This window comes from Mycobacterium sp. shizuoka-1 (assembly GCF_002723835.1).
In the GTDB taxonomy this organism is placed as follows: Bacteria; Actinomycetota; Actinomycetes; order Mycobacteriales; family Mycobacteriaceae; genus Mycobacterium.
The window spans coordinates 1-11,800 of the sequence record NZ_BEWG01000034.1; the positions used below are offsets into that span (position 1 = coordinate 1).

Here is an 11,800-nt window from a genome sequence, read left to right on the forward strand (position 1 = left end):
GGGGAGCTTGGCATTCAGCGGGGGCGGCGGGGCGCCCTCGGCCGGCTTCGGCTTGCCCACCACCGTCCAGTTGCCGGTCGGGTCCTGCACCAGATGCGCGGTGTCCTTCGAGGGGATCATGCCCAGATTGCGGGCGGCCTCGGCCAACGCGGGCGCGGATTCGGCCTCCAGCACGTCGCGCTCGAGGGCCTCTTTCTGCTGCGAGAGCGCCTCGTTGACCGAGCGGGCGGTGCCCAGCTGATAGGAGCGCTGCGCGGCATCGGTGGACAGCCACAGCGTCACGGCCAGACCGACGCCGAGCGAACCGATGACCAGGACCACGAACGGCACCTTGGCCAGCAGCACCTGCGGACGCAGGTCGACAGTCGCCAGCCGGGCGATCAGCCGCTCGCGCAGTGGCGGCCGAACAACCTTGGGCGCCTTGGCCTTACGGGCCTTCGCCCGGGCCTTGGCCTGGCTGACGGTCTTGGGTCGCGCGGGACGTTCGGCCGGCCGGGCGACCGGGGCGGTCTGCGGGCCCTGACGCAGCGCCCGGGGTTCGTGGGGGCGGCGGGCCGTCGCGCGGCCACCACGGGCCGGGCTCTCGGCGCCGCGGCGGCGCGCGGTCGCACTGCCGGACTTGGCAGCGGCCTTGGTGGCGGCGCCCTTCTTGGCGGAGGACTTCTTGTCCCTGCCCGCCTCAGCCTTGGCCTCTTTGCGATCGCCGGGACCGGCCGGCTTGCGCCCCACCTTCATCAGCTCTTCCCTCCCCGTCGCGGGTCACCCGGCGTCACACGTTGCAGTGCCCGCAGCCGGACCGGCGCACTACGCGGATTACGTTCGATCTCGTCCTCGCCGGCGCGCTCGGCGCCGCGGGTGATCGCGCTGAATTCCGGCTCGTAGCCGGGCAGTTCGACCGGCAGACCCGCCGGCGACCGGGATGCGGTCGCCGCGGCGAACGTGGTCTTGACGATGCGATCTTCGAGCGACTGGTAGGACATCACCACGATCCGGCCGCCCGCCCGCAGCGCCGCCAAGGCCGCGGGCAGGGCCGCGGTCAGCGAATCCAGCTCGGCGTTCACCGCGATCCGCAGCGCCTGGAAGGTCCGTTTGGCGGGGTGGCCGCCGGTTCGCCGGGCCGGTGCCGGGATTCCGCGGTAGACGATCTCGACGAGTTCGCCGGTGGTGGTCAGCGGCGACTGCTGGCGGCGCTCGACGATCAGCCCGGCGATCCGGTGGGCGAACTTCTCCTCGCCGAACCGGCGCAGGATGTCGGTCAGCTCGGCACGGTCGTAGGTGTTGAGGATCTCCGCGGCGGTCAGCGGCGCGTCGGTGTCCATCCGCATGTCCAGCGGGGCGTCCTTGGCGTAGGAGAATCCCCGCTCGGCCTGGTCCAGCTGCATCGAGGAGACGCCCAGGTCGAGCAACACCCCGTCGACCGAATCGGTTGCGGCGCAGCCGGCTTCGATCAGCGCGTCGGCGATGCCGTCGTAGCGGGTGTGCACCAGGGTGACCCGGTCGGCGAACGGGGCCAGCCGCGCCCGGGCGATCGCCAGCGCGCCCGGATCGCGGTCGAGCCCGATCAGGCGCAGCTGCGGAAAATCGGTCAGAAAGCGTTCGGCATGTCCCCCGGCACCCAGGGTGCCGTCGACCAGAACGGCTCCCGGTCGGGTCAGGGCGGGGGCCAGGATCTCGACGCAGCGGTCCAGCAGGACGGGGACGTGCCCGTGGCCGGATTCGGAGCCGGATTCGTCAACCACGACGGGACCTCCGGGAAGTTGGCGGTGCGCACCAATCGGGCCTGAGTGCGCCCGAGCATCGAGGTCCCTGTCCGAGTTCGCGAACCTGGCGTTGGGGAAGTACGTCAGGGTCGGTTCGGGCAGAGGCCACGATGCACGGGCTACCTCCGGCTGGGCGGCCAGCTCAGATGATGTCGCTGAGTGCTTCATCGCTGGCCGCGGAGAAGTTCTCTTCGTGGGTCTCTTGGTATTCCTGCCAGGCCTGGGCGTCCCAGATCTCGAGGAAGTCGACGGCGCCGATGACCACGCAGTCCTTGGACAGGTTGGCGTAGCGCCGGTGATCCGCGGACAGGGTGATCCGGCCCTGGGAGTCGGGGTGCTGTTCGTCGGTGCCGGCCGCCAGGTTGCGCAGGAAGGCGCGCGCATCGGGATTGCTGCGCGAGGTCTGCGCGGCCCGCCGGGCCAGCTGTTCGAATTCCGTCCTCGGGTAGACAGCAAGGCTGTGATCTTGGCTTTTGGTGACCATCAACCCTCCTGCCAGCGCGTCGCGGAACTTGGCGGGCAGTGTGAGCCGCCCTTTGTCGTCGAGCTTGGGCGTGTAGGTGCCGAGAAACATGCTGCGCACATCCCTTCACACCTGCGTGGAGGCCCCAGCTCCGCGGAGCCGTCGCTCCGCTAACCGCCACAATACCCCACAATCCCCCACTTTGCTCCACATCCGACCCTGATTTTGGCCGCGGCTCACCACTTTCCGCCACACAATGCCCGCCATCCCCCACGAAGCGCCGGACGAATACCCGAAAAGTCCAGCTCAGAGCCCGGTGGGGCGAAGTGGGGCGCCTAGGCGGACAGCCCGATCACGGGCGCCGGCGCGCGCGCCGCGCAGCGCGTCGAGGCAAACAAAAACGGGGCAGCCGATCGGCTACCCCGTGGGTGAAACGCGTGCGCTCACTCGTCGAAACGACGCCGGAAGCGATCCTCCATCCGACTGGTGAACGAACCGCCGCCGCCCTTGGCCTTGCGCGGCCGCGGACCCGCCGACGACGACGGGCCGGACTTGTCCCGTCCGCCGGCCACGCGCGGCCCGGTGATCGCGAACACGACGCCGCCGAACATCACCACGAAACCCACCACCGACAGGATCGGGAAACTGCCGATCATGGTGGCTTTGAACGCAACCCCGGCGATCAGCATCGCCAGACCGATCACGAACAGGCCGGCACCCTGCAGTCGCCTGCGCGTCGACGGAGCACGCAGAGTCCCGCCCCGCACGCTCGAGGCGAACTTGGGGTCCTCGGCATAGAGAGCGCTCTCGATCTGATCGAGCATGCGCTGCTCATGATCGGAGAGTGGCATTCGTCCCTCCTTGCCGACACAGCCGGTCACGATTCCGATAAAACTTGGCTGCCCAGCAATTGCCGGGCAACTAACCAAATGATACGAGCTGAAGGTGCGCCGTACCACCTACTTGGTCCACCCGATTGTAGCTGTGTCCAGGGGTTGTTCTGCTGCGGCCACCACCACGTAAGAGGCCCGTCATCAGCTTGCCGGTGACCGACGGGTCCAGACTGCCCCGATAATGGCGGGTACCCATGACCGATCCGCAGACGACGAAGGGCATCCAGGCGTTGGCGACTTTCCTCATCGATCTGTCGCCCACCGATATGGCGCAACGCCTTCAGGACGCGCTGACGGTGTACGTCGACGCCATGCGCTACCCCCGCGGCACCGAGAGCCAGCGGGCGGCGATGTGGCTCGAGCACACCCGCAGGCAGGGCTGGAAGGCCGTGGCGGCCGTCGAAGCCGACGCGACCGACGCCGCCGGCCCCAACGCCGACCAGCTGGCACGCGGGTCGCTGCTCGGCATCGCCTACGGATACTGCGGGGCACCCGACCAGTGGTGGCAACAGCAGGTAGTGGCCGGGCTGCACCGCATCGGCAAGCCGGCCGAGGAGATCGGCGAGCTGATGAGCAACTACTTCGAGCTGACCGAGCTGCACATCCATCCCAGCGCGCAGGGCCGGGGCCTGGGCGAGGCGCTGGCGCGGCGGCTGCTGACCGGGCGCGGCGAGGCGCATGTGTTGCTGTCCACCCCGGAGATCATCGGCGAGGCCAATCGGGCCTGGCGCCTGTACCGCCGGCTGGGCTTCACCGATGTGATCCGCGGTTATCACTTCGCCGGCGACCCGCGGGCATTCGCCATTCTGGGCCGCAGCCTCCCGCTTTAGCCCGAATCTGGCACGATACCGGAGTGCGCGACCGATCCCGCCGCCTGCGCCTGCGCGCCGTGGCGTTGCTGCTGCTGCTCGTGGCGCCGCTGGCCGTCGGCTGCGTGCGGGTCCACGCCTCGATCACGGTGTCCCCCGACGACCAGGTCTCCGGGCAGATCATCGCCGCGGCCAAACCGCGGGACTCCAGCGACCAGGGCCCCCAGTTCGACCTCAACGTGCCGTTCAGCCAGAAGATCTCGGTGTCGAAATACGACTCCGACGATTACGTCGGGTCGCAGGCGGTGTTCTCCAACCTGAGCTTCTCCGAGGTGCCGCAGCTGGCCAACCTCAATCGGGAGGCGGCCGGCGTGGACATCTCGCTGCGGCGGGCCGGCAATCTGGTGATCCTCGAGGGCCGGGTGGACCTGACCAGCGTCAACGACCCGGACGCCGACGTGGAGTTGACGGTCTCCTTCCCGGGCGAGGTGACCTCGACCAACGGCGACCGGCTCGACACCGACGTCGTCGAGTGGAAGCTCAAGCCGGGCGTGGTGTCGACGATGAGCGCGCAGGCGCGCTACACCGACCCCAGCACCCGCTCGTTCACCGGCGCGGCGCTGTGGCTGGGGCTGGGCGCCCTGGTGGTCTGCGGCGTCATCGGCACGCTGGCCTGGGTCAGCCGGGACCGCTCACCACGATTTGCCAGCGCCGACCAGACCGACAGCTAGCCGACGCTTTACGCTAGGTTGCACCCACCCTCGTACACAGAAAGGGGCGCCGCGCTGAGCGTCGAAGCCGTAGCTCCCTCGGCCGTCCAGCTGGCCGGCGCCGTGACCGACCAACTGCGGGGATATCTCGCCGGCCGCCGGGCCGAGGCGGCCTACATCGGTACCGATTACGACGGCCTCATCGCCGCCCTCGAGGACTTCGTCCTGCGCGGCGGAAAACGGGTGCGGCCCGCGTTCGCCTACTGGGGCTACCGCGCGGTGACCGCCGAGCCCGACGCGGCCGTGGACGACGGAATCCTGCTGCTGTTCTCGGCGCTGGAGCTGCTGCACGCATGCGCGCTGGTGCACGACGACGTGATCGACGATTCGGCGACCCGGCGCGGCTGGCCCACCGCCCACGTGCACTTCACCGACCTGCACCGCAATCGCGGGTGGCGCGGGGACTCCGAGCAGTTCGGCCGCTCGGCGGCGATCCTGCTCGGCGACCTGTCGCTGGTGTGGGCCGACGACATCGTCGCCGGGGTGGATCTGCCCGCCGACGACCAGCGCCGGGTGCAGCGGGTGTGGTCCGACATCCGCACCGAGGTCCTCGGCGGCCAGTTCCTCGACATCGTCGCCGAGTCCAGCGCCGCCGAGTCGATCGAGTCGGCGATGAACGTCAACACCTTCAAGACCGCCTCGTACACCATCTCCCGCCCCCTGCAGATGGGTGCCGCGGCCGCCGCCGACCGGCCGGATGTGCAGAGCATCTTCTACGAGCTGGGCACGGACCTGGGCGTCGCGTTCCAGCTGCGCGACGACGTTCTCGGCGTGTTCGGCGATCCCGCCGTGACCGGCAAGCCGTCCGGCGACGACCTGCGCTCCGGCAAGCGCACGGTGCTGCTGGCCGAGGCACTCGGACGGGCCGACGCCGCCGACGCCGCGGCCGCCGACCGGCTGCGCGCCGGGATCGGCACCGATCTCAGCGACGCGGCGGTACGCGAGCTGTGCGACGTCATCGAATCGGTCGGCGCGCTGGCCGCCGTCGAGGCCCGGATCGAACTCCTGACCAACCGTGCGCTGGGCCTGCTGGAGAGCGCGCCGATCAACGCGCCGGCCCGGGCCGGTCTGACCGAGCTCGCCAGATTGGCCGCCAACCGGTCGGCCTAGGCCTATGTCCGCCCTGACACCCACCCCACCGAAACCCCAGTCCGGCCTCGCGCGTCTGGCGGCGTTCACCGCCGGCGACGAGGGACGTCCGGCACTGCTCGGTTTTCTCGGCGCGGTGTTGATCACCCTCGGCGGGCTGGGCGCGGGCAGCACCCGCCAGCACGACCCGTTGCTCGAGTCGATCCACCTGTCCTGGCTGCGGTTCGGCCACGGCCTGGTGGTGTCCTCGGTGCTGCTGTGGGGCGGCGTGGTGGTGATGCTGGTGGCGTGGCTGTGGGTCGGCCGGCGGGTGCAGCACGACGTCAGCGACTACACGATGATCGCCACCACCGGCTTCTGGCTGGCTCCCCTGCTGCTGAGCGTTCCGCTGTTCAGCCGCGACACCTATTCCTATCTGGCGCAGGGCGCGCTGCTGCGCGACGGCTTCGACCCCTACGCCGTCGGCCCGGTGGAGAACCAGAACTCGTTGCTGGACAACGTCAGCCCGATCTGGACCACCACCACCGCGCCGTACGGGCCGGCCTTCATTCTGGTGGCCCGCTTCGTCACCACCCTGGTCGGCGACCACGTGGTGGCCGGCACCATGCTGCTGCGACTGTGCATGCTGCCCGGGTTGGCGATGCTCATCTGGGCGGCCCCCCGGGTGGCCCGCCACGTCGGCGCCAACGGCGCGGTGGCACTGTGGATTTGCGTGCTCAACCCGCTGGTGATCATCCATCTCATGGGTGGCGTGCACAACGAGATGCTGATGGTGGGGCTGATGATGGCCGGCATAGCGCTGACCTTCGCCCGTCAACACGCCGCGGGTGCGGCGCTGATCGCAGTCGCCGTCGCGGTGAAGGCCACCGCGGTGCTGGCCCTGCCGTTCATGGTGTGGGTGTGGATGCGACATCTGCGCCAGCAGCGAAAGACAGGCGCGGTAACGGCTTTCGCGACCGCATCGGCGGCATCGGTGGCGATCTTCGTCGCGGTGTTCGCGGTGCTGTCCTGGGTGGCCGGGGTGGGGCTGGGCTGGCTGACCGCGCTGGCCGGCTCGGTGAAGATCATCAACTGGCTGACCGTCCCGACGGCGGTCGCCAACCTGACCAACGCCGTCGGCGGACTGTTCGTCGGCGTGAACTTCTACGCCGTACTCGAGGTCACCCGGATCGCCGGCATCGTCATCATCGCGGTGTCACTTCCGCTGCTGTGGTGGCGGTTTCGCCACGACGACCGCGAGGCTCTGATGGGTATCGCCTGGGCGATGCTGATGGTGGTGCTGTTCGTGCCCGCAGCGCTGCCGTGGTACTACACCTGGCCGCTGGCGGTGATCTCGGCCCTGGCCCAGTCGCGTGCGGCGATCGCGCTGATCGCCGGGTTCTCGACATGGATCATGGTGATCTTCAAACCGGACGGCTCACACGGCATGTACTCGTGGATCCACGTGCTGCTGGCCACCGCCTGCGCCCTGGCCGCCTGGTATTCGCTGCACCGGGCCCCGCGGTCGCCTGCCGGGGTCGGCGCTCAGTAGGCCATCGCCTGAGCCCGCCGGATGACCTCGCGGGCCTGGTGGGCGTGCAGCGCGTCGACGGGGCGCGCGTTGCTGACCGCCTCCCGGACCCCGTCACGGGTCACCGTCAGCGACGGATCGGGGGTGAACAGCCACCGCAGGATCTCGGTGTCGTGATAGCCGCCGTCGCGCAGCACCGCCAGCAAGCCGGGCAGGCTCTTGACCACCTCGCCCTGGTCGTTGAGGAATGCCTGGGGGATCACCGGCACCCGGTCGCGCCGCACCGCCACGAGGTGGCCTTCCCGTAACTGCTGATGCACCTTGGTCACCGGGATCTGCAACAAATCGGCGACTTCGGGCAGCGTGTAGACGGGCTCGTCGGGATCCAAAACGTCGTCACCGGCGGGAATACTGCTCACCGCATCAGTCTAGAACCGTCACAGCCACCGTGACACGCGCTCGGCGTGACGAATCGGCGCCCCTCGGGCACGGCATACCATGTGGCGGTGACGTCGGACCCCCTGCTGCACGTGTTGCTGGAAGGCCGGTACCGCGTCGACGCCAAGATCGCCACCGGCGGAATGTCGACGGTGTACCGCGGACTGGACGTCCGACTGGACCGGCCGGTGGCGCTGAAGGTGATGGATGCGCGCTACGCCAACGACGCCCAGTTCCTCACCCGCTTCCAGCGTGAGGCGCGCGCAGTCGCCCGGCTGAAGGACCCTGGCCTGGTCGGTGTTTATGACCAGGGGTTGGACGGCAGCCACCCCTTTCTCGTGATGGAACTGATCGAGGGCGGCACGTTGCGTGAACTGCTGCGTGAGCGCGGCCCGATGCCGCCGCACGCCGCGGCAGCGGTCCTGCGTCCGGTGCTGGGCGGCCTGGCCACCGCCCATCACGCCGGGCTGGTGCACCGCGACGTCAAGCCCGAGAACGTACTGATCTCCGACGACGGCGACGTCAAGCTGGTCGACTTCGGGCTGGTGCGCGCGGTGGCCGAGGCCGGGATCACCTCGACCAGTGTCATCTTGGGCACCGCGGCGTACCTGTCCCCCGAACAGGTCAGCAGCGGCGCGGCCGATGCCCGCAGCGACGTCTACGCCGTCGGTATTCTGGCCTACGAATTGATCACCGGCACAACACCGTTCAGTGGTGACAATCCGCTGACCGTGGCGTATCAGCGGATGGATCACGATGTGCCGCCGCCCAGCTCGGCGATCGCCGGGGTGCCGCAGCAGTTCGACGAGTTCATCGCGCGTGCGACCGCGCGCGAACCGGACGCCCGGTTCGCCGACGCCGAGGAGATGGCCGAGGATCTCGACGCGATCGCCCAGGAGCTCGCGCTGCCGAAATTCCGTGTGCCGGCACCGAAGAACTCCGCCCAGCATGCGGCTGCGACCGCCCTGCACGACCGTCCCACCGACGACTACCGACCGGCGCCGCCCGCGGCGCCGGTGCCGCCGCCTCCCCCGGGCGTCCGCAACCCCACCCGACAGCTGATCCGCGATCCGCAGGAGTGGAATGCGGAGCCCGCCGACGACGAAAGCGAACTTCCGCCAAGCCAATTCGCCGGTATCGAGATCACCGAATTCATCTGGGAACGGCAACGGGCCCGGCGGTCGCTGGTGTTCTGGGTGCTGATCGTGCTGCTGCTCGCCGGCGGCGCCGCGGCCGCCGGCTGGATGCTGGGCACCAACCTGCCTGCGCTGATCGGCTCCTAGTCGCGCAGCATCTCCGCGACCAGGAACGCCAGCTCCAGGCTCTGCTGGGTGTTCAACCGCGGGTCGCAGGCCGTCTCATAGCGGCCGGCCAGGTCCGAATCGGAGATGTCCTGGGCGCCGCCGAGGCATTCGGTGACGTTCTCGCCGGTGATCTCCACGTGGATCCCGCCGGGATGGGTGCCCAGCGCACGATGCACCTCGAAGAAGCCCTGCACCTCGTCGACGATGCGATCGAAGTGGCGGGTCTTGTAGCCGGTCGAGGACTCGTGGGTGTTGCCGTGCATCGGGTCGCACTGCCAGATCACCTGGTGACCAGAGGCCTGCACCTTCTCGATGATCGGGGGCAGGGCGTCGCGCACCTTGTGGTTGCCCATCCGGCTGACCAGCGTGAGCCGGCCCGGCTCGTTGTTCGGGTCGAGGCGCTCGACGTATTCCACCGCCAGTTCCGGCGACGTCGTCGGGCCGATCTTGACGCCGATCGGGTTGGCGATCACCTCGGCGAACGCGACGTGCGCGCCGTCGAGCTGGCGGGTGCGTTCCCCGATCCAGACGTAGTGCGCCGACAGGTCGTAGAGCTTGGGGCCGGTCGGCGATTCGGTGTCCATCCGCAGCATCGCCCGCTCGTAGTCCAGCACCAGCGCCTCGTGGCTGGCGTAGATCTCGGCGGTGTCGAGGTTGCGATCGTCGACCCGGCAGGCGCTCATGAAGCGCAGCCCACGGTCGATCTCCCCGGCCAGCTGCTCGTAGCGGGCACCCGCGGGCGAGGTGCGGACGAACTCCCGGTTCCAGTCGTGCACCTGGTGCAGCGACGCCATGCCGGACGAGGTCAGGGCGCGGACCAGGTTCATCGCGGCGCTGGCGTTGGCGTAGGCGCGGACCAGCCGGGACGGGTCGTGTTCGCGCACCGCGGCGTCGGGGGCGAATCCGTTGACCATGTCGCCGCGGTAGGACTTCAGCCCCAGCGCGTCGGTGTCCGAGGAGCGCGGCTTGGCGTACTGGCCGGCGATCCGGGCCACCTTGACCACCGGCATGCTGGCGCCGTAGGTGAGCACCACCGCCATCTGCAGCAGGGTGCGGATGTTGGCCCGGATGTGGGGTTCGGTGTTGTCGACGAAGGTCTCGGCGCAGTCGCCGCCCTGGAGCAGGAACGCCTTGCCGCGGGCGACGTCGGCCAGCTGCGACTTGAGCTTCTCGATCTCCGAGGGCACGGTGACCGGCGGCACGCTCTCGAGTACCGTGCGCATCGCCGCGGCCTGCTCGGGATCCCAGCTGGGCTGCTGCAGCGCCGGCTTCGTCAGCGCCGCATCGAGCCGTCCGCGCAGGTCAGCCGGGAGCGGCGGCAGCGACGGCAGCTGCTCGATCGGTACGTCAACGGTCCAGTTCACCCGTCCATGGTAACCGGGCCGCGCACCCCCTTTTACCGGCTGACCGGCGTCACACCCAGGTCGACGCCGGTGGTCATCAGCACGTACCGGCGCAGGTTGTGGCGGGCGTCGACCAAGGCGTCATGGGTGTCGTGCGGCCGGGGTGGCATCCGCGGGCAGCCCCGCTCCTCCCAGAACTGCCGCAGCTCGCGGGTGAACCGCGGGATCTGCGGCGGCAGGCTGGTCATCGGCCCCCACAGCTGGCACAGCGCCACGTGGTCGTAGGCGGCCACCCACGCCCACAGCTCGATCGGCTCGTCGCCGTCGATGTCGAAGAACTCCTCCAGCCCCTCGCGGATCTGGCGCCGCGACCGCCACAGCTGCGACGAGGGTTTGGGCAGTTTCGGCAGCACGTTGGTGCGCACCCACTTGCCTGCCGACTCCGGATCGAACTCGGTGGAGATCGCGTAGAACTCGCGACCGTCCTCGGCGACCACCCCGATCGAGATCAGGTCGATGATCCGCCCGTTGTCGATGAACTCGGTGTCGTAGAAGTACCGCACCGGCCGCACCCTATCCGGTCGCCTCGGCCGGGACGGCGGCGTCGACGCGCGCCGAGGGTGCGGGCGCGGCGTGGATTTCGCGATCCAGCTCGGCGTCGACCTCGGAATCGGCCGGGAAACTGGGCTCTCCGGCGACGATGTGCTGCAGCCACAGCTTCGCCTGGACCACCGGTCTGCGCAGGTAGCGCTCCCGTTCCAGGGCCTTTTTCATCTTCTTGGGCTTGTCCTGGTAGTGCCAGCGCGCCCACGGGGCGTGCGGGCGGGACAGCCGGATCGCGCCGACGAACAGCAGCGGGGTGATGAACATGCCGACCAGCCCGGTCCAGACCTTGCCCTTGAGCAGCACCACCACCGCCAGCGCCAGCGTGAGCACCGCCATCACGACGACCGTGGTGCGGGCCACCACCGAATCGTCCTCACGCCAGATCCCGATGTCGAAGAACGACAGCGGGTTGAACCCCATGACCAGCAGGCCCGCGATCGCGACCGCGGCGAACACCGCGTCCACCGAGGCGCGGCCGTCCTCGGCCCAATACACGTCCTCGAGGTGCAGAATGAGCGCGAACTCATCCAGCACCAGGGCCGCGCCGATCCCGAAAACAATTGCGGCGGCGGTGAACTCACCCACCCCGCCGTCGACGGCCAGCGTCACCATGGTCACCCCGGAGATCATCACCAGCACGATGCCGATGACGACGTGGTGGATGTGCAGGCCGCCGCGGCCGGAGATGTTGCGTGGCTGCCACCACTTGCGCGGGGCTTCGTTACCGGCGTTGCGTCGGATGTAGCGCACGATCGTCCGAGTCACGAAGAAGGTCAGGATGAACGCGATCAGGCACCACATCAGCGGCACCCGCC

Annotated in this window: 12 protein-coding genes and 1 pseudogene; 5 read left to right on the forward strand and 8 right to left on the reverse strand. The window is 69.4% G+C overall.

The window, feature by feature from the left end; all coding sequences use genetic code 11:
- The 4 genes and pseudogenes from MSZK_RS11975 to MSZK_RS11990 form a co-directional block, all read right to left on the reverse strand.
- A pseudogene (locus tag MSZK_RS11975) lies at positions 1 to 735 on the reverse strand (hypothetical protein); the annotation flags it as partial.
- The gene (rsmH, locus tag MSZK_RS11980) at positions 735 to 1,928 is read right to left on the reverse strand and encodes a 16S rRNA (cytosine(1402)-N(4))-methyltransferase RsmH (protein WP_099248030.1); all 1,194 of its coding nucleotides are present in this window, start codon (positions 1,926 to 1,928) and stop codon (positions 735 to 737) included. The gene rsmH and the pseudogene MSZK_RS11975, both read right to left, overlap by 1 nt.
- Positions 1,903 to 2,334: a division/cell wall cluster transcriptional repressor MraZ gene (gene mraZ / locus MSZK_RS11985; RefSeq protein ID WP_099248032.1), complete on the reverse strand. Its 432-nt coding sequence runs from the start codon at positions 2,332 to 2,334 to the stop codon at positions 1,903 to 1,905. Before mraZ ends, rsmH begins: the two co-directional genes overlap by 26 nt.
- A gap of 332 nt (positions 2,335 to 2,666) precedes the next feature.
- A complete protein-coding gene (locus MSZK_RS11990; RefSeq protein ID WP_099248166.1) occupies positions 2,667 to 3,074 on the reverse strand; it encodes a DUF3040 domain-containing protein in 408 nt (135 codons plus the stop codon).
- 272 nt (positions 3,075 to 3,346) lie between these two features.
- Between MSZK_RS11990 and MSZK_RS11995 the strand changes: the two genes are divergently transcribed.
- From MSZK_RS11995 to MSZK_RS12010, 4 genes are all read left to right on the forward strand, one after another.
- Positions 3,347 to 3,946, forward strand: a complete 600-nt coding sequence (locus tag MSZK_RS11995) for a GNAT family N-acetyltransferase (protein ID WP_199203305.1) — start codon at positions 3,347 to 3,349, stop codon at positions 3,944 to 3,946.
- 23 nt (positions 3,947 to 3,969) lie between these two features.
- Entirely contained in the window at positions 3,970 to 4,656 is a 687-nt protein-coding gene (locus MSZK_RS12000) for a DUF3153 domain-containing protein (protein WP_099248034.1), read from the forward strand.
- Between the two features lie 90 nt (positions 4,657 to 4,746).
- On the forward strand, positions 4,747 to 5,805 hold the full coding sequence (gene idsA2 / locus MSZK_RS12005; RefSeq protein WP_099248170.1) for a bifunctional (2E,6E)-farnesyl/geranyl diphosphate synthase: 1,059 nt from the start codon (positions 4,747 to 4,749) through the stop codon (positions 5,803 to 5,805).
- Between the two features lie 4 nt (positions 5,806 to 5,809).
- A complete protein-coding gene (locus tag MSZK_RS12010; RefSeq protein ID WP_199203299.1) occupies positions 5,810 to 7,315 on the forward strand; it encodes an alpha-(1->6)-mannopyranosyltransferase A in 1,506 nt (501 codons plus the stop codon).
- On the opposite strand, the gene MSZK_RS12015 is transcribed toward MSZK_RS12010, so the two are convergent.
- Positions 7,309 to 7,713 carry an Rv2175c family DNA-binding protein gene (locus MSZK_RS12015; protein ID WP_099248036.1) on the reverse strand — a complete coding sequence of 135 codons (405 nt, stop codon included), beginning with the start codon at positions 7,711 to 7,713 and terminating at the stop codon, positions 7,309 to 7,311. The genes MSZK_RS12010 and MSZK_RS12015 overlap by 7 nt on opposite strands.
- An 81-nt stretch (positions 7,714 to 7,794) precedes the next feature.
- Between MSZK_RS12015 and MSZK_RS12020 the strand changes: the two genes are divergently transcribed.
- Complete coding sequence (locus tag MSZK_RS12020) at positions 7,795 to 9,015, forward strand: protein kinase (protein ID WP_099248038.1); 1,221 nt, start codon at positions 7,795 to 7,797, stop codon at positions 9,013 to 9,015.
- Here the strand turns inward: MSZK_RS12020 and MSZK_RS12025 are convergent.
- Genes MSZK_RS12025 through MSZK_RS12035 form a run of 3 tightly spaced genes read right to left on the reverse strand, consistent with a single transcriptional unit; the run spans position 9,012 to position 11,786 of the window.
- On the reverse strand, positions 9,012 to 10,400 hold the full coding sequence (locus tag MSZK_RS12025; RefSeq protein WP_099248040.1) for a class II 3-deoxy-7-phosphoheptulonate synthase: 1,389 nt from the start codon (positions 10,398 to 10,400) through the stop codon (positions 9,012 to 9,014). The genes MSZK_RS12020 and MSZK_RS12025 overlap by 4 nt on opposite strands.
- A gap of 32 nt (positions 10,401 to 10,432) precedes the next feature.
- Positions 10,433 to 10,942, reverse strand: a complete 510-nt coding sequence (locus tag MSZK_RS12030) for a polyadenylate-specific 3'-exoribonuclease AS (protein ID WP_099248174.1) — start codon at positions 10,940 to 10,942, stop codon at positions 10,433 to 10,435.
- 10 nt (positions 10,943 to 10,952) lie between these two features.
- Complete coding sequence (locus tag MSZK_RS12035) at positions 10,953 to 11,786, reverse strand: hypothetical protein (RefSeq protein ID WP_099248176.1); 834 nt, start codon at positions 11,784 to 11,786, stop codon at positions 10,953 to 10,955.
- Positions 11,787 to 11,800 lie beyond the last annotated feature (14 nt).